Annotated in this window: 18 protein-coding genes; 11 read left to right on the top strand and 7 right to left on the bottom strand. The window is 42.6% G+C overall.

The features are described 5' to 3' along the window. Positions 1 to 13: 13 nt before the first annotated feature. Both QME20_RS12690 and yegQ read right to left on the bottom strand, forming a co-directional pair. Positions 14 to 259: a YfhL family 4Fe-4S dicluster ferredoxin gene (locus tag QME20_RS12690; protein ID WP_014976780.1), complete on the bottom strand. Its 246-nt coding sequence runs from the start codon at positions 257 to 259 to the stop codon at positions 14 to 16. A gap of 3 nt (positions 260 to 262) precedes the next feature. Next, the gene (gene yegQ, locus QME20_RS12685) at positions 263 to 1759 is read right to left on the bottom strand and encodes a tRNA 5-hydroxyuridine modification protein YegQ (protein ID WP_281716023.1); all 1497 of its coding nucleotides are present in this window, start codon (positions 1757 to 1759) and stop codon (positions 263 to 265) included. 333 nt (positions 1760 to 2092) lie between these two features. Here yegQ and QME20_RS12680 point away from each other — a divergent pair, with 333 nt between their 5' ends. From QME20_RS12680 to QME20_RS12650, 7 genes are all read left to right on the top strand, one after another. After that, positions 2093 to 4540, top strand: coding sequence for a zinc-dependent metalloprotease (locus QME20_RS12680; protein ID WP_281716022.1), 2448 nt, complete (start codon positions 2093 to 2095; stop codon positions 4538 to 4540). Between the two features lie 15 nt (positions 4541 to 4555). Next, positions 4556 to 5212, top strand: a complete 657-nt coding sequence (locus QME20_RS12675; protein WP_278343488.1) for a hypothetical protein — start codon at positions 4556 to 4558, stop codon at positions 5210 to 5212. A gap of 93 nt (positions 5213 to 5305) precedes the next feature. Further along, positions 5306 to 5563: a type II toxin-antitoxin system Phd/YefM family antitoxin gene (locus QME20_RS12670; protein WP_239259912.1), complete on the top strand. Its 258-nt coding sequence runs from the start codon at positions 5306 to 5308 to the stop codon at positions 5561 to 5563. Next, positions 5551 to 5847 carry a type II toxin-antitoxin system RelE/ParE family toxin gene (locus QME20_RS12665; protein ID WP_239259910.1) on the top strand — a complete coding sequence of 99 codons (297 nt, stop codon included), beginning with the start codon at positions 5551 to 5553 and terminating at the stop codon, positions 5845 to 5847. Before QME20_RS12670 ends, QME20_RS12665 begins: the two co-directional genes overlap by 13 nt. Positions 5848 to 6012: 165 nt before the next feature. Continuing rightward, positions 6013 to 6144, top strand: a complete 132-nt coding sequence (locus QME20_RS12660) for a hypothetical protein (RefSeq protein ID WP_281716021.1) — start codon at positions 6013 to 6015, stop codon at positions 6142 to 6144. 164 nt (positions 6145 to 6308) lie between these two features. Next, positions 6309 to 6809 carry a DUF4365 domain-containing protein gene (locus QME20_RS12655; protein ID WP_168534384.1) on the top strand — a complete coding sequence of 167 codons (501 nt, stop codon included), beginning with the start codon at positions 6309 to 6311 and terminating at the stop codon, positions 6807 to 6809. After that, positions 6806 to 7939, top strand: a complete 1134-nt coding sequence (locus QME20_RS12650; RefSeq protein WP_281716020.1) for a hypothetical protein — start codon at positions 6806 to 6808, stop codon at positions 7937 to 7939. Before QME20_RS12655 ends, QME20_RS12650 begins: the two co-directional genes overlap by 4 nt. A 262-nt stretch (positions 7940 to 8201) precedes the next feature. Here the strand turns inward: QME20_RS12650 and QME20_RS12645 are convergent, their stop codons facing one another. Beyond that, complete coding sequence (locus QME20_RS12645) at positions 8202 to 9248, bottom strand: integron integrase (protein ID WP_281716019.1); 1047 nt, start codon at positions 9246 to 9248, stop codon at positions 8202 to 8204. A 174-nt stretch (positions 9249 to 9422) separates the two neighbouring features. Here QME20_RS12645 and QME20_RS12640 point away from each other — a divergent pair, with 174 nt between their 5' ends. From QME20_RS12640 to QME20_RS12625, 4 genes are all read left to right on the top strand, one after another. Then, complete coding sequence (locus QME20_RS12640; RefSeq protein WP_281716018.1) at positions 9423 to 10085, top strand: hypothetical protein; 663 nt, start codon at positions 9423 to 9425, stop codon at positions 10083 to 10085. A gap of 118 nt (positions 10086 to 10203) precedes the next feature. Further along, positions 10204 to 10938 carry a hypothetical protein gene (locus tag QME20_RS12635; RefSeq protein WP_281716017.1) on the top strand — a complete coding sequence of 245 codons (735 nt, stop codon included), beginning with the start codon at positions 10204 to 10206 and terminating at the stop codon, positions 10936 to 10938. Positions 10939 to 11801: 863 nt separating this feature from the next. Next, positions 11802 to 12443, top strand: a complete 642-nt coding sequence (locus QME20_RS12630; RefSeq protein WP_168534036.1) for a YIP1 family protein — start codon at positions 11802 to 11804, stop codon at positions 12441 to 12443. Positions 12444 to 12571: 128 nt separating this feature from the next. Further along, positions 12572 to 13030 carry a hypothetical protein gene (locus tag QME20_RS12625; protein ID WP_168534038.1) on the top strand — a complete coding sequence of 153 codons (459 nt, stop codon included), beginning with the start codon at positions 12572 to 12574 and terminating at the stop codon, positions 13028 to 13030. 258 nt (positions 13031 to 13288) lie between these two features. Here QME20_RS12625 and QME20_RS12620 read toward each other — a convergent pair whose 3' ends face one another. The 4 genes from QME20_RS12620 to QME20_RS12605 form a co-directional block, all read right to left on the bottom strand. Beyond that, positions 13289 to 13723, bottom strand: coding sequence for a hypothetical protein (locus tag QME20_RS12620; protein ID WP_278343490.1), 435 nt, complete (start codon positions 13721 to 13723; stop codon positions 13289 to 13291). A 469-nt stretch (positions 13724 to 14192) separates the two neighbouring features. Then, positions 14193 to 14321: a hypothetical protein gene (locus QME20_RS12615; RefSeq protein ID WP_275445538.1), complete on the bottom strand. Its 129-nt coding sequence runs from the start codon at positions 14319 to 14321 to the stop codon at positions 14193 to 14195. 175 nt (positions 14322 to 14496) lie between these two features. Continuing rightward, positions 14497 to 15615, bottom strand: a complete 1119-nt coding sequence (locus QME20_RS12610; RefSeq protein WP_014949777.1) for a succinylglutamate desuccinylase/aspartoacylase family protein — start codon at positions 15613 to 15615, stop codon at positions 14497 to 14499. Positions 15616 to 15705: 90 nt separating this feature from the next. Beyond that, positions 15706 to 16476 carry a HesA/MoeB/ThiF family protein gene (locus QME20_RS12605; RefSeq protein ID WP_281716016.1) on the bottom strand — a complete coding sequence of 257 codons (771 nt, stop codon included), beginning with the start codon at positions 16474 to 16476 and terminating at the stop codon, positions 15706 to 15708. Between the last annotated feature and the right edge of the window lie 110 nt (positions 16477 to 16586).

The following is a 16586-nucleotide window of genomic DNA, read 5'->3' as shown; positions in this document are numbered from 1 at the left end:
ACTTACTTCATAGCTAACTATTTAAACGAACAAACTTTTCGGCCAGCTCGTCTAGTGACTCTCTATTGTTCGGGTCGGGCTTAACCACATCGATAGGGCATACCGCTACGCAAGTAGGGGCATCGTAATGCCCCACGCATTCTGTACAGCGTAACGGGTCTATTTCATACACTTTATTACCCATGCTTATAGCGGCATTAGGGCATTCGGGTTCGCACATGTCGCAGTTAATGCAGCTATCAAGAATAAGCAGTGCCATGCATTATGCCTCGCTCGCGTTTTCGGGTGTTACTGCACTAGGAGCTTTTCGAAACGGATTGCGGGTATCAACGCCTTCATCTAAATTTCGCAGCAGTAGGGCAAAGTTTAGAGACACATCGCTGGGTATCGGTATTCTTACTTGGTGTCCTGAACCCTTAGCATCCGTAATAGAATGGTTTCTCTTATCCAGCATCTCATTTAGAGTAAAGGTAATGTTGCCGCTTGGCGTCATCAACTCAAGCGAGTCACCTACACAGAATTTGTTTTTAACGTTTATAATTGCATAGCCAGACTCTTCACAACGGTCAATCACTTCACCAACAAATTGCTGTTTATCGCTGACTGAGTGGCCATACTCATAGTTCTGATACGCGTGGTGCGCATGGCGACGCAAGAAACCCTCGGTATAACCTCGATGAGCTAAAGTTTCCAAGCTTCCCATTAATGTACTATCAAAAGGCTTTCCTGCTACCGCGTCGTCAATTGCTTTTCTATAGACTTGAGCGGTTCGGGCACAGTAGTAATGTGATTTAGTGCGGCCTTCTATTTTTAAACTATGCACGCCCATTTGGGTTAACCTGCCAACATGTTGCACGGCACGCAAATCTTTAGAATTCATAATATAGGTGCCATGTTCGTCTTCAAAAGCTGGCATCAGTTCTCCAGGCTTTTCCTTTTCTTCTAACATAAACACTTTGGGGCTTGGCGTGCCTTCACCAAGGGTAGGATTTACCACTTGAGGTGCTGTAACTGCCTTATTAATCTCACTGGTTAGAACGATGTCGCCAGTTTCGTTTTCCTCGCCTGCCTTAACATCGTAAGACCATCGACAAGCATTGGTACAAGTGCCCTGATTAGGATCGCGTTTATTCATATATCCAGACAATAAGCAGCGCCCCGAATACGCCATACAAAGCGCGCCATGCACAAACACTTCCAATTCCATGTCTGGAACATGCTCGCGAATAGTTTCAATTTCTTCCAAAGAGAGCTCTCGGGACAAAATAACGCGCTCTATGCCTTGTTTCTGCCAAAACTTCACCGTGGCGTAGTTCACCGCATTGGCCTGTACACTCAAGTGAATAGGCATTTCAGGGAAGGCGTCGCGCACCATCATAATAAGCCCTGGGTCTGACATAATTAACGCATCGGGCTTCATCGCAATTACTGGTGAAATATCTTTTAAGTAGGTACCTAGCTTACTGTTGTGGGGGGCAATGTTGCTTACTACATAGAACTTTTTACCTAAAGCATGTGCTTCTTCTATGCCTATCGCTAAGTTATCAAGGCTGAATTCGTTGTTTCTTACACGAAGCGAGTAGCGTGGCTGCCCAGCATAAACAGCATCAGCGCCATAGGCGAAAGCGTAGCGCATGTTGCGTAAGCTACCCGCAGGTGCAAGCAACTCTGGCGCGATTAACGTTTGGTTTGGCAATGTTGAAACTGAGTCTTCACGTAGGTTAGAAGAGCTGCGATTAGGTGATAATTTTGAAGTCATAGATAAAAACCGCTACTAGACGCTTTAAACAAGGCGGCGGATTTTATAAGCCGTAAAATACCTCTACAACTCAAACAAAGCTTGGTGTTGACCAAGATCAAATAATTTGTTGTCGCTCATGCTTTTGAATGTTTAAACGGCAATTGAGCAGAGTCAATGCCAGCTGTTTTCTTCCATATAGTTGCGTTTTTAGTGCATTACCTTCGGTAGGAAAAACCAAGCCTGTTCACAGCTAAATAACAAGCAAAAAGAGCGCATTAAACGATGAACTACCATGGGCAAAACCCACCACATAGGGTAGGCTAGAAATTCACAATAATAAGGACTAACTGCATGCTGCAATTGAACATTTTTCATAGAGCGGCACGACAAGTAAAAGCATCGGGCAAATCGGCCATTGCGATTACGGTATTATTTGTCGTGTCTACGTCTTCCGCATTGGCTGCGCTGCCAAGCATTGGTGAATTCACCAGCAATATGACCAAAAAAGATGGTTTAATTCCTGTTTACTATGACGATGAAAGTGACAAAGTTTACTTGGCGGTGCCAACAGCCCACGCCGAATACCTGTTTCAAAGCAGCTTGCCTTATGGCGTAGGGTCTAACGACATTGGCCTTGATCGCGGCCAGCTAGGCAATACGCGTTTAGTAAGCTTTGAAAAATTTGGAAACAAGGTTTTATTAAAGCAGCACAACACCAAATACCGAGCAGCCCATGGCAGCGACGCTGAGAAACAGAGCATTGATGAAGCCTTTGCTGATTCGGTTATCGCAGGTTTTACGCTGGTAGCAAAAAGCGACAGCGCCAGTCTAATAGATTACACACCGTTCTTATTAAGCGATATCCATGGCATTGGCAATCGCTTAGCGGGAACTAACCAAGGCAGTTTTAGCGTAGATAACATGCGAAGCGGCGTGTATTTACCTAAAACCAAAGGCTTTGAAAAGAATACTGAATTAGAGGCTTTAGTCACCTTTGCAGGTAAGAAGCCAGGCGAATACGTGCAGCAAGTTACGCCCGACCCAGAAAGCTTGTCGGTGCATTTGCATCACTCGTTTGTGGCACTGCCTGACGACAATTACACGCCCAGAGAGTACCACCCGTACTCGGGCTACTGGAAATTCAGTTACTTTGATTATTCAACGCCTATCAGCGAGCCTACTGAACAGCGTTTTATTACCCGCCATCGTTTAAACAAGAAAACCCCGCATGCTGCAATGAGCGAAGCAGTGGAGCCTATTGTGTATTACCTAGATCCTGGTACTCCAGAACCCGTAATGACCGCGCTTAAAGAAGGGGCGAGCTGGTGGAATCAAGCCTATGAAGCCGCAGGCTACAAAGATGCGTTTCAGGTGAAAGTATTGCCCGAAGGTGCCGACCCAATGGACGTGCGCTATAACGTAATCAACTGGGTACATCGCGCAACGCGCGGTTGGTCTTATGGTTCGTCGGTTGTCGACCCGCGCACTGGTGAAATTATCAAAGGTCACGTTACGCTCGGCTCATTGCGTGTAAGACAAGATTATTTAATTGCCCTTGGCCTAACCAGTCCTTTTAAGGACGGCAGCACCGACACCACTGCACAGCAAGAAATGGCTTTAGACCGCATTAGGCAGCTTTCAGCCCACGAAGTAGGGCACACATTGGGTATAGCCCACAACTTTGCGGCAAGTGAAAATAACCGTGCGTCGGTAATGGATTATCCTCATCCCAAAATTAGTATTAAAAACGGCAAAATTAGCTTGGAAGGCGCGTATGATAAAGGCATAGGCGCATGGGATATTCACGCCGTCGCGTATGGCTATCAAGATTTTGCCAGCGACGTAGAGGCAACGGAAGCCTTGGCAAAAATTATCGTAAAAGGCCGTAATGAGGGTTTAAGTTTTAAGTCAGACCCCGATACCCGCAGTAGTCGTCATGCATCAGCAAATGGTCATATGTGGGAAAACGGTAGCAATCCGCTAGATGCTTTCGATGAAATTTCACAAGTGCGCGAACTGGCGTTAGCCAATTTGGGTTTAGACACCTTAAGCCCAAATAGCAGTTTATCCTCGCTTGAAAATGCTTTAGTGCCTATTTACTTACTCCACCGTTATCAGTTAGAAGCCGTTGCAAAGCAAGTCGGCGGTTTAGTGTATGAATACGAGCGCAAAGGTGACTACACCCAAGCACAGGGCCAACAGTTTGTAGCACCTGCGGTGCAGCAGCGCGCAATGCAACAGTTAATTACTGCCACTACTGCTGATTACCTGACTATACCTGAATCGGTACTCGCCCTTATTCCACCTACAGCCTATGGCGACGATATTACTCGCGAGCACTTTAAGGGCAAAATGGGGTTAATGTTAGACCCTGTTTCTGCCGCTGCTTCAGCATCTAACTTTGCGTTTGAATTACTATTGCACCCAGAGCGCTTAAACCGCTTAGAGTGGCAAACAAGAAGTAGTAATGACAGACGCAAAAAAGTAGGCGTTTCTATGCTGGTGAAGCAAATACTTAACGTTCACTGGTATAAAAATAAGTCACAAAGCCCATTAGCAAAACGCTTACAGTTAGTGGCGTTGAATGCAGTGATGAAAGCAGTAACTAACGATAAGTTGGCGCCTGAAGTAAAAATGGAAGCCGAACTTGCTCTGCTTGAATTTAGCGAATGGTTAGACGACAAAGCAGACGACAATCAGTATGAAATACTGAAAGAACAGTTCGATACTTATTGGGCTAGTAAGGCATGGCCAAGTACCTTTGAAGTAGAGCCGCTGCCGCCAGGTTCGCCTATTTAAGGTAGCTGATAATTAATGTTAGAGACAACGCAATTAGAGCAAAACCATAGCCCGAGTAACCAGCAAGTGCCGCAAAGGACTTTTGCGGCCTTGATCGCTCCCTTACTCGCTGTGCTAATTCTGATATTAGTTCCATTAGTGGAAAGTCTTCATGGTGGTGTGCTGTGGGGCTTAAACTACCATTCCCCCAAGTTTATGTCACAGGTCGGCGACGCGTTAGCCTTAGTTAAGCTTATAGCGCTTTGCGCAGGTGTGTACCTGCTTTTCACGCAGCACGGTACATTTAGGTATCTTTTTAAAAGTAAATGGATGTCTATTGTTTTTAGCTGTGTTTTAGCAACAGTGGCGCTCATTCAGATTGCGATAGGTCTATTAGGTGTACTGATTGATGCAACACTAGGAACTAACCGAGATTACTTTCATAAAGAATTTGCAATAGAAAATAACACTATTTACGTGTTTACAGCGGACCCAGGTGCCATGGGTACGGCCTACCATTATTTCTATTTAAAATGTCCACTACCTTTAAACCGTTATGAATTAAAGTTTATTGAAAAAACAAATTGGGTATGGGAGCTTGAGCTTAAAACTTCTGATAATGGTTTTGACGTATTTAATCAGCGTGGTGAGTTTAAATATCGCGTTAGTTTGGGTGAAGTAGGGTGTGATTAGTTACCTTGCAACTCTGCTCAGAGTGAATGAAATCTTGTGTGGTTATCGTTAAGTGATACTATAGTGGTACATTTGAAAGCTGGAACCTGCATCGTGAAAGTAGAATTAGTTACTACATTAAAGAGACAAGCCACAAAAATTCTGCAAGACCTGCACACTTCAAAAGAGCCTGTTTTGATTACTGAGCATGGTCAGCCATCGGCTTACTTAGTTGATGTTGATGATTATGAGATGATGCAAAAGCGTATGTCGATTCTGGAAGGTATTGCAAAAGGTGAGCAGGCAATAAGAAATGATGATGTTTTAGCTAACCTGCATGCCAAAGAGAAAATGGATAAATGGCTGAAATAGTATGGACAGAACCTGCTCTAAATGACTTGGACAAGATTGCTGAATACATAGCGGTATCTAATTTAGTTGCGGCAAAGAAACTGGTTAAAGAAGTCTTCGCCAAAGTAGACATGCTTGAGGAATATCTTAAATCAGGAAAGTCAGTCCCCGAATTACCATCCCTCAATTACCGCGAGCTTTATGTAAAGCCCTGTCGAATTTTTTATAAATTTGAGGACAGCAAAGCCTTTATTTTGCACGTAATGCGGCACGAACAAGATCTTAGGCGCTTTTTATTAGATTAGCGTTGATTCATTTTAAATACATTTGGTGAACACAGCAGTTTTTTCCTTTAATTCCGGCTTGTGCCAGAAGCAGCCGTTCGAGTATTTGTAATTAAACGGCAGAAGAGTACGTAAAGCGGCCTTTGGATCATTGCATTTGTAGTGTCTCAACCAATGAGCAGCGACATGAGCGTATTAGTAAGCGAAGCTAATAAGTTGTCTAAATTGGCTGGTCGCTCCCATATTCAGGAAAGTGATCCAATCGCTCGCTTTTTCTCTTTAGCATTTTATCTAGATTGCCAGCTTTCCTTTATGTAGCAATGTGATAGCTAGTTTGATACTAATAGTAAAAGTATAAAAGTGAGCGATGTGTTGGCAAAAAGACACGCAAATCGCGCTATATTAAATTGTTAGGTTTTCCATGATACATCGTAGTAATTGGTGTAACATTTTCTGGTCACGTCCGCGCGAAACGAAAAAATATGGATATAAATCAAAGAAAAGAGTTGTTGAGTAGGGCTTATGTTAGCGCGATTGCGGCTCAGGTCGGATTTAGGTCAGCCATTCCAGATGTGGATGATGACAGCATTGATCTACTTTTGCGGGGGAGAGGATTTTCCTCGTCAGTCCGAAACCCACAGCTTGATGTTCAGCTAAAGTGTACTTCAAAAAACAGTGGCTGCTCTGAGTTTCTGTCATTTCAACTCCCTTTAAAAAACTATGATGATTTGCGCGGTGAGGATGTTCTCTGTCCACGTTATCTGTTCATATTAGTCGTCCCAAATGACGCTGCTGAATGGCTTTCTCACGATGTTGATCACATGAAACTGAGCCATTGTTGTTATTGGACTTCCCTACGAGGATTTGAAGCATCAACTAACGAAACGTCGGTCACTATTAGAGTTCCAAGGAAAAATGTTTTGACAGCTTCTAGCCTGCATTCTCTGATGGAGATGGCAAGTCAAAAGAGGGTGGCGGCATGAATACCACTAACCTGAATGCTTTATCCGTAAACATGCAACCCTCAACACTACAGAAGTACCTTCTATCAAAAGGCTGGGTAGCAGATGGAGAACTTTTTGGGCAAGCTATTATTTGGCACCGTCCAGAAGGCGATGCCTTCGACTATGAAGTGTTACAGCCCACTTCCGAAGACGTAAAAGGGTACAAGCAACGGATGATGGATGCCATTCATTCCATTGCAGAGTTTGAGGGTAGAGATTTCCGCAGCGTCCTCAATGATCTCGATAACTTCTTATCTGATAGCGTCAAAATTCGAGTGGTACATTCTGATGTTAACGAGGGAACGATCCCAATCGAAGACGGAGTGCTATTAATTGAAAAGTCTCGTGATTTATTGGCTGCGACAACAATGTCTACCTTTAAGAAGAAAGCTTATTTTACTGGGCAAAGGGGGGCAGAGGCTCAAGACTTTATTAAGAATCTTCGCCTCGGACAAACAGAGGTAGGCAGCTTTATTGTCAATTTAATTGCACCTGTTGAACAGTTATCAGATTCTCAGATGGATCAAGATGAAATGTCAGTGACTCGAGCGGTAACTAATAACTTATCTCGTAGTTTAATTGCCTTGGAGCTAGGCTTGCATTCGTACAAAGAAACTGCCAACGTTTTTGAGTTTGAATCCATAATCAAAAATGGCGTAAGTGCCAACCTTTGTGATGCTTTGATTGGTCTCAGTGGTATGGCTAAAAGTAGATCGTTTTCTATTACTATTGGCCGAGCAGGAGTTGAGTTTGATAGGCAGGATTTGCCTAATAAGTTCGATTTTTTACCAGAACAAGTTCCAGCTTTAGAAGTCGCTTCAGCTTTCTACAAAGGTAATTATGTTATTGAGTCGTATGAAGCCTTTGGGTTAGTTAGCAAAATGACTCATTTGGTTGATGACGAGTATGGTGAAATCACTATCCGTTCATTAGTGCGTGGTATAGAAAAAAATGTAGTAATCCAGCTTCCTTTAGAAAATTACTGGCAAGCAGTTCACGCACATGAAAGAGCTGAGTTTGTAAGTTGTAAAGGCACATTAAATGTCACAGCTAAATCAGCCAAATTGATTGACCCTGAGGCCTTTAGGGTTGTGGGTAAAGCAACCTAGAGAAAGGAAAACCTAACAAAACACTATTGTCACTCATTTCGTTCGCTGGGACGCAAACACGGGGCCGCTTCGCGATTATAGCCCCGTGCCTGCGCCCCAAAGCTTAGCGTTACTGAGCGTCTGTTGTTTGGGCATCGAGGTAGACGACGCGTTGGAAATATCCGAATCTATTGAAGTTTAAGCTGTATGAGGCTGCTTGTGCAGCCTCGTTGTACGTAAAACGGACCTTGGGGTAACAATAAATACGTCACCCCAGCACCACTTAATCCAGTGGGCTTCTCACTTCATGAGGCCCCTGTTTTACAACATGCGTGTATATCTGCGTAGTTTGTACAGATGTATGCCCCAGTAACTCCTGAATAGTTCTGATATCGTATCCAGCGCGTAAAAGCTCAGTTGCAAACGTATGGCGAAATGTGTGGCAACCGCCGTGTTTGTGCACTCCGGCAATCTGGATCGCTCTCTTTACCGCCTTTTGTGATGTGCGAGTTGACGTATACCAGCGACGTTCGACGTTAAAGGTTTTGTCCATTCTTACTATGGCTGAAGGGAAGAGGTATTGCCAGCCCAGTGCTTGTTCCGCGGCGGGGTATTTCTTCCTCAATGAATTAGGTAGCTCAACATATCCTTTGCCCAGACTTAAGTCATAGTCGTGCAGAGACTTCCGCCATTGTAATTGCTGAGACAATGGCCTGATAAGCTTCTCAGGAAATAGCGTGACACGGTCTTTCTTTCCTTTAGCGCACTTAACATGAAGAGTTCTCAGGGATAAATCCACGTCTTTCACTCTCAGTTGAACGCACTCACTTATCCGAAGACCTGAGCCGTAGAGTAAGGATGCCATAAGACGTTGTGTTCCGTGCATCGCACGCAGTATTTTCATCGCTTCCTGATGCGTGAACACAACAGGTAGATTTTTTGGTGCCTTGGGGCGATGAATCGGATCAAGCTGGCCCATCTCCCGTTCCAAAACATGCTTAAAGAAAAAGTTAATTGCATTGATGGCTGCATTTACCGACGTGGGTGACTTATTGCGGTTAGATATATGTTGGAGAAAGCGGTTTATATCTTCTGTACAGAGGCCTTGGGCAGGCTTAGTGCGATTGTAGTTCAGAAAATACTTTATCCAGTAGCTGTAGGTTTGCTCTGTCCTTTTGCTGTATCCCAGCCTGTTAACGGCAAAGGAAATACGGTTAAGCAGGTTCTGTCCCGACTCAGCGATTCGTATTTTTTTTGTGGTCCATGTTTTGCGAACTCCTAAGTGTATGACTTGGCGGCGTAAAGCTGTACTATTATGATAGTGATTCATTTATATGCGAACCGTGGTTCGCATATAAATAGGTTCGCAAAATATTAATAGCGATGCCAGCGCAACTACAGCAAGGGATGACGGGAGTTAGCCCAGTATGATAAAAATTATTATGCGGTTCTTAGGGTCCGTATCATTTAAATGTTAGATGCCAGGTTAAACACAGAGGATATTATGAACTCGCCAAAGGAATGCAAAAACATAGATTTTGAACCCGTTGATGGCTTCAAGAATGCTGAATCTATACGACAAGTTTTAAATTCTATAAATTGGATGGAAATAGAGTGGAGTAAGTGTGGAAATCGATCGCCAGAGTTTAATTTATCAGCGCTTCCCTCAAGACTAGTAATCGGTGCATTGCTTTGTGAAATATACCTTAAGACATTATGCAAGCTCACAAATAAACCCGTTAAAGACTCACACCAAATTCTTAAGCTTTTTCAAAGCTTGAATGGTAAAGACCAGAACGCAATAACGAAAAAACACGGTGAGCTACAAGACATTCTTATTGAAAGAATTAAAAACTCACCTGTTCCTAATGTTTTCATTAAGAAAACAGTACACCAAACATTAAAGTCACATAACAATTCATTTATCCACTGGCGCTATACTCACGAAAAGAAAAACAAATGGGAAGATATCGAGGGAAGTTTAGAGCTTGTTGCAGATGCTATCAGGGCTCAAATACTCTCGCACAAACCGGATTGGTCAGGGCTTATGCTACACGATGGTTGGCGCACGAAACTGGGTAATAAAGAAAAGCCATCTTTTCAACAAGAAACCGATTTCTTGTATTTTCCAACGATCTTTCAAAATATGAAACCAAGTGGCATCTAACAACCCAATCAACACACTCACTGCGTTCGCTGGGACGCATACACGCGGGGCGGCTTCGCCATTATGCCCCACATGTCTGCGCCCGTTATTGGAAAGTTATGTTTCAAGTGGATGTCAGATGAAATTCCTCTTTATTCTTGTTCTTTTAGGGAGTGTAGCCTGCACGTCGTTGGGCGCTAAAAAAAATGATGTAGAAAGCAATTTCTTTGTTGGCATCCAAAATGACGTTTTAGTATACGAAGGGTCAATAACTAAGTCTTCGAACTTAACGATTTTTCAAGCATTTGAAAAGTCGAAGGAAAAGCCAAAAAAACTTATTATTTCAAGTTCAGGTGGAGAAATTGGTGCAGGGATGGATCTCGGTGAGTGGATACACAGCAATAAACTAAATATCGAAATAAAAAATCTCTGTTTATCCTCGTGTGCAAACTATGTTTTACCCGCTGGTAATATTAAATACTTGCATAAAGACACAATTTTAATGTGGCACGGAAGTGCTTGGCAGAAACAGTGGGATACCACAGATTCTGACGAATCATTTTATTCTAGCTATTTACCCAAAATGAGAAAAAGAGAAGCTGCTTTTTATCATAGAATAGGAGTAGACAATCTAATTACTGTGTACGGACATAATGAAATGACCATGTGGGATAAATTAAAATCTCTTTTTGGCAAAGATTTAATAGGATGGGATTACAGCTTAGATGATTTAGAGCGATTTGGCATATCGAAAATTATTCTCATAGACAATCATTGGGATTGGCGCGAATATCAGCCTAAAGCTCGCAACGCGATAAAACGAATTACATTAAAAAAGAACTATTCATTTATGCTTCATAGGTTTGAAATATAACAAAAAAATTAAGTTCGCCCGCTACGCGGGCTGGGACGCAAACATGTGGGCTGCTCACTTCGCTCGGATTTTAGCCCACATGTTTACGCCACTTATAGTTGTTCCAAAAAATTCAAAGTTCAGCACTCCAGAACTTCAACAACAAATAACCAATACTTTAGGCTCTATTCCAATTGTCAAACGTGGTAACTTTAAAAACCATAAGTATTCGGGCGAACATATTGGTGTATATCTTCGGGGAAACAATGCCACCTAACAACTCAATAAACTCGCTCACTTCGTTCGCTGGGACGCTAACACGCAGGGCCGCTTCGCTATTATGCCCTACGTGCCAGCGCCCCTTATTTAAAAGTTAGTTGCCAAGGGCCATATGAGAAGCCTTCAATTACTTAGTTTATTATCTTTATTTATATCGGTCTGCTTTTCGTATTGGATCTTAGCTCCAATAGAACCTGACTCAAGCGGGGCATCTGCAGGTGCTGCTGGCCTCTTATTAATGTTTATAGTGCTTCCACTATTTTGTTGCTCAGCTTTGGGCTCTATCACTTCGACAGTTGCGCTACTAAGCCCTAAAATACGAAAGACTTTCAACTTTACAGGTTTGTTTTGGCACTTTATTTGGTTTCTCAACGCCATCATATCTTTAGGCTATATCGCGTTTGGGCTATATGTGACATATGCTAATATTTTCGGCTAGACAACTAACAAAACACTAAAGTCACTCGCTTCGCTCGCTGGGACGCAAACACATGGGCTGCGTCACTTCGTTTCTATTTTAGCCCACGTGTTTTTGCTCGTTATGCGAGTGTTAGGTGCTCAAACACATGTTCAATCTATTGTGTTTTTTCAAAAACGGATTTTAAATGACATCAATTTTCAATCAATTTTACCGTCTATATTTTAGACCCTCACAATTCTTTTCAGATACAAACTTACTTCAAAATCGTTGGCTCATCTTTTTGGCTACGGCTTTTTATAGTGTCATTGTCGTCTTTGAAAGGATAGAGCAAAAAGTAATTCGCTACGATATGGTTAATGTACCAGAATCTAAAGAGGCTCTATTAAACACAATAGTTACTAGCTGGTTTGTATTATGGTCTGTATCTTTGGTTATCGGTCTTCTCTTTGCATGGTTAATATGGTGGATCGGCGGTTGGTTTTATAACTTACGAATAAAGTGGTGTGGTGCTGGTCAGTTCAATCGAGAACTAGGACGCTCTATTTACGTTATTTCTAATATGGTATACGCCTTACCAGTTGCAATAGGAATGCTTATTGTAACTATTTGTTATAAAGATTATTTAAGCTTCTATAGTGAAGATTATATATTTTCACTTGTAGCTATGGTTTTTGTTGTTTGGTCTCTAATCGCAAGTTATAAAGCTGTAGCTACAAATTTTAAAGTTAAAAGATGGTTAGCTATATGGTGGTTTATAGCTGCTCCAATAATAGTAAATATACTTATCTTGTCTTTTTACGTTTTTGTTTCTTTGTACATAAAATAAAATCGCACCTAACAAGAAAATTAAGTCACTCACTTCGTTCGTTGGGACGCATACACGCAGGGCGGCTTCGCCATTATGCCCCACATGCCTGCGCCCCTTATTTAAAAGTTATACGCGCGAGTAACATTATGAATTTGGCAGATGAAATAGGACTCTCTGATTACAAGATCCTCAAGGATGAAGCTGCGTTAAAAGTCGCGCAAAATTGGCTCAGAGTTTTTTGTACCCACCGGACCTCTTTCAAAGGGATTATAGGTGGTAAGTCTTATCTATGGGATGGAATTCATAGCGACAACCAGAATGCGGATGCAACAGCAGAATTCGAGAAACATTTTGCATCTAGCTATTACCTCATGTCGGATAACTTTGGTGAAAATGAAAAAGAAATTTATGTCTCAACTCAAAAGCCTGCCGGAAATGCAGGGCTTAAAGACTTCCATGTTTTTCCTAAAAATTTAGCGTGGTCAATCGCATTCACCCACGAGGATGGATATATTGGCCCTAAGTTTTTCAAACACTCAAATTACGCTAAATTAAACAAAGAAAATGAAAGAGCGTTCAAGGAGTTATCAAAGTGGCGCGTATAACAAAAAAATTAAGTCGCCTGCTAGCGCAGGCTGGAACGCATACACGTGGGCTGCTTCGCATTATAGCCCACATGCCAGCGCCCCTTAGCTTAAAGTTGAATGTCCGCTCCTTGTCTAAAGCAGCACGTCAAATGATTTCTAAACCTACAAATGAGAGTCTCAGATCACAGGTAAGCAACAACAACCCGTATTAATACAATCCATCAATTCATAGACATAAAAACAGGCTAGCAAAATCTACAAGTTCTTTGAAGTTGCCTAGGAAGTACCTCTATCTCTCTTTTCCTTCTGGAACAATTTAAAAGCTAGTTTCTTCCTGTGCGCCTCTCTCTCTTCAGCTAGCTTGTTCTGATACTCATCCTTGGCGCTTTTCTCTTCTACCTCACTAGGTTCTGGGTTCTGTAAAATAATATCTTCTGTAGTTTGCTCAAACTCAGTTTCAACTGTATTCCCGTTACCTTCAAATTCTTCAATTAAGGCGTGTATTAATGTTGATTCATCTCTAAGTGAGTCAACTCTTAACTCAATATACTTACTTTTAGCTGCCTGCTCGTCACCACTAGATTGACTAAAGGCTTTAGCCCATAGCCCTTGCCTTATGTCTCCTTTCGCAATTTCACCTGCCACAATCTCGTAGAGTCGTTCTTCTATCAAACGATTTATAGCCGCTTTTATTCTAAATTTTTGAAACATAAATTGTCCTTAATAACACGAATCATTATTTGCACAAGCTTAATACCGCCCCTTATTTCCCCAAAAATAAAGAGCCAAGCAGTTCCCGTTTCTGGCACAGACAGAGTATAAGAAATACTAACGCTATGTACTACCCAATGTTCCAGCTCAAATTAAGGCTAATTGCACGTGAGTCAAAGGGGACTTTTTAGAAATCAGTAACGCAGTTGATGTCAAAATAGGTAATTGAATTGGTCTTTGGTACTGAAATTTACAATGAGATATTTACAAGCCCCTATCTGATCTTTTGTGTGTTCAAGTGCTCCTGTGTTTTAGTGCTTCACGCGCCAAAATGGAAGTAATGTTGAATGATATAGTCGCTGAAAAGGCCATCTCCTAGCGTTGCTTGAGTTGCCGTTAACAGTGATGATAATGCATAGTGTCGTGCAGTAGGTTCCGTTTCGGAGATTGTGTCATGAAAAATCACCCTCTAATCAAAATGACCGCATTTGACCAATGGCAGAAATCCAGCGCCATGAAACTGACCGTCTGCAAGTCGTCTGAAGCGGTCTCGCGAGTTAGAAATATCCAATGTCTGCTTTACGTTCATTGCAGTCATCGAAGTGCCTTTGTGCGATGGGCAGTTTAAGGCACTCTTCTGCCGTTAAATTTAATGTATTGAACGGCAGGAATTAATTAAAAAAATAAACCAGCAGCTTGTGTGAGCCGTATCTACATACCCTAATCAACCATGTTGTAATAAAGTTTTACTCCATCAACTTGCGTACAAAAATCTACAACTCCTTATAATTCGTAAACACCTTATACAACTGTGTACCACTTAACACCGAAGCCGACGGGAAGTGCAGAATAGGGATCAAATCGCAAGGCGCTTCTAAGGTCCTGCTGCCGTTGTCGGTATCCAGGTCGTCAATATTTAAAATTTGCGCCAGTGGTTCGCCTTTCTTCACCGTTTGGCCTGGTTTCGCCATGTACTCCACCATGCCGCCCCAGTTAGTAAACAGGGTTTTATAGTCTTTTAAATACACGCCTAAACGCTTCATTTCTGTCGGTTTAATATCGCATTCGTGCAATACGCCTTTGGCGTTTAAGTAGCTAAGAATACTGGTGGCGTCTATATTACCTTCGTTAAAGTCGATAACTTCTTGGCTACCCATTTCAAGCGTAAACGCTTCAACGTTAAAGCTTACCTCACGCGCTAAATTAGTTTTTATGCTTTCTTGCAGTGTCCACCATGGGCAGAACGTCGCTTCGTCCAACGCCCCCGCAAATACGTTTGGAATAAAAATACAGTGAGGAATGTTAAATAGCTTGGCGCTGTCTTTGGCGTATTCGGGAATATAAACGTGGCGGGTAGACACCGGGCCGTTGTGGAGATCTAACACGAAATCGGCGTTGACCGCCATTTGCTGTAGCTTTAGGTTTAACTGCTGTGCCAAGCCTAAACCCCATGGTTCAGCCAATTTGTTGTCTATAGCGTTAGACAAGTGAGCACGAAAACGTTGTTTTATGCCTTCAATTGACTCTTCGCGGGTGACTGTTTTGGCGAAATGTTCAACTGCATCTTTATCGAAGAAGTAGCCGCGGTTCCAGTTTGTACCGTTCACAGGATCGAACCGGCCTAATGTGTACTCACCGGCTTTAATGTTAGTACCAATGGGGTTACAGTTGGGCACTAGGATAATTTCGCCGCAAATATCCATGTCTTTTAAGCGCTGAATGAGATGGTAAATAACCACGTTGCCTTGCACTTCAGCGCCGTGAATAGAACTTTGAATATACACGGTGGGGCCAGGGCGCGCGCCCTTCATTCGATAAATTGGCACGTTCATGTTACGTCCAGACGCGTTTTGCGCCACTACCATGTGTTTTTTCACTACTTGGGTTGTCATTTAAATCAACCTATTTTCTGTCTTGTTCTTTGTTTTAGTCTGTTGCTTTTAACCACGTTTTTAGAATTCATGCCGCAAATGCACCTAAACTTAACAAGCACATAGCTCGCAATCTACGCCTTTAGGTAACTTCCAGTTTCGCCACTCGTGCGACAGAGCATCAAACGTCATTAACGTGTTTTTAGGAATATTATCGAAATCCATCAATACTTGCATAGCTAGCATTGCTTGGTAAGTACCAACAATATTTACTACTGGCGAGAATATACCTGCCTCAACACAGCTTAAATCGGATGATTCAAATAGCGTTCGTAAGCATGCATAGCAGCGGCTCTCACCGGGTATAGCAACGAAAAGCTGGCCTTCAAAGCGAATGGCTGCGCCCGATACTAGCGGAGTATTTAGTTTAAAACAAAATAGGTTTATTAAATCTCGTGAGTCTGTATTGTCGGTGCAATCTAGCACAACGTCAGCTCGCTCTATGGCTTGTTTTAATGCTGGTGAAAGCTGAGTAGAGCTGGGCGCCGAAAACGGTTCTGCCATTACGGTAATGTCGCAGTCACTGTTTATTGCAGTAAGCCGCGCTTTAGCCGCCTCTACTTTACTTATTCCTACATCTTGTTCGCTAAACAAGGTTTGCCTTGGCAGGTTGGTGGCCTCAACAGTGTCGTGGTCGATAAGTGTAAGAGAGCCCACGCCACTGGCGCAAAGGTTAGTGGCGGCCGCGGTGCCAAGCCCGCCAATACCAATGATACAAATATTGGCGTTTAGCAGCGCTTCTTGACCGTCTAGGTCCACTTTGGGAAGCACAATGTGGCGGTTATAACGCATAGCCTGCTGATTAGTTAGGCTTTTAGACATAGTTTATGCCAACTTAGTTGTTGAATTCATGGCATGCACCCTTATAAAGTGATTACCAAATAGTATTTTGGCTGGTACTTTATCAAAAACCGCCAAAATGTCGCATATCA

Origin of the sequence: Alteromonas sp. CyTr2 (assembly GCF_947311905.1) — a bacterium.
In the GTDB taxonomy this organism is placed as follows: domain Bacteria; phylum Pseudomonadota; class Gammaproteobacteria; order Enterobacterales; family Alteromonadaceae; genus Alteromonas; species Alteromonas macleodii.
This window is presented reverse-complemented; position numbering and strand designations above follow the sequence as displayed.

Excerpts from the sequence above, each read along its gene's own strand:
- QME20_RS12620 (WP_278343490.1), bottom strand. The coding sequence starts at position 13,723 with ATGTTTCAAAAATTTAGAATAAAAGCGGCTATAAATCGTTTGATAGAA.
- QME20_RS12660 (WP_281716021.1), top strand. The coding sequence starts at position 6,013 with ATGAGCGTATTAGTAAGCGAAGCTAATAAGTTGTCTAAATTGGCTGGT.
- QME20_RS12605 (WP_281716016.1), bottom strand. The coding sequence starts at position 16,476 with ATGTCTAAAAGCCTAACTAATCAGCAGGCTATGCGTTATAACCGCCAC.
- QME20_RS12635 (WP_281716017.1), top strand. The coding sequence starts at position 10,204 with ATGAAATTCCTCTTTATTCTTGTTCTTTTAGGGAGTGTAGCCTGCACG.
- QME20_RS12615 (WP_275445538.1), bottom strand. The coding sequence starts at position 14,321 with ATGACTGCAATGAACGTAAAGCAGACATTGGATATTTCTAACTCGCGA.
- QME20_RS12680 (WP_281716022.1), top strand. The coding sequence starts at position 2,093 with ATGCTGCAATTGAACATTTTTCATAGAGCGGCACGACAAGTAAAAGCA.
- QME20_RS12650 (WP_281716020.1), top strand. The coding sequence starts at position 6,806 with ATGAATACCACTAACCTGAATGCTTTATCCGTAAACATGCAACCCTCA.
- QME20_RS12645 (WP_281716019.1), bottom strand. The coding sequence starts at position 9,248 with ATGAATCACTATCATAATAGTACAGCTTTACGCCGCCAAGTCATACAC.
- QME20_RS12625 (WP_168534038.1), top strand. The coding sequence starts at position 12,572 with ATGAATTTGGCAGATGAAATAGGACTCTCTGATTACAAGATCCTCAAG.
- QME20_RS12640 (WP_281716018.1), top strand. The coding sequence starts at position 9,423 with ATGAACTCGCCAAAGGAATGCAAAAACATAGATTTTGAACCCGTTGAT.
- QME20_RS12675 (WP_278343488.1), top strand. The coding sequence starts at position 4,556 with ATGTTAGAGACAACGCAATTAGAGCAAAACCATAGCCCGAGTAACCAG.
- QME20_RS12690 (WP_014976780.1), bottom strand. The coding sequence starts at position 259 with ATGGCACTGCTTATTCTTGATAGCTGCATTAACTGCGACATGTGCGAA.
- QME20_RS12610 (WP_014949777.1), bottom strand. The coding sequence starts at position 15,615 with ATGACAACCCAAGTAGTGAAAAAACACATGGTAGTGGCGCAAAACGCG.
- yegQ (WP_281716023.1), bottom strand. The coding sequence starts at position 1,759 with ATGACTTCAAAATTATCACCTAATCGCAGCTCTTCTAACCTACGTGAA.
- QME20_RS12655 (WP_168534384.1), top strand. The coding sequence starts at position 6,309 with ATGGATATAAATCAAAGAAAAGAGTTGTTGAGTAGGGCTTATGTTAGC.
- QME20_RS12630 (WP_168534036.1), top strand. The coding sequence starts at position 11,802 with ATGACATCAATTTTCAATCAATTTTACCGTCTATATTTTAGACCCTCA.
- QME20_RS12665 (WP_239259910.1), top strand. The coding sequence starts at position 5,551 with ATGGCTGAAATAGTATGGACAGAACCTGCTCTAAATGACTTGGACAAG.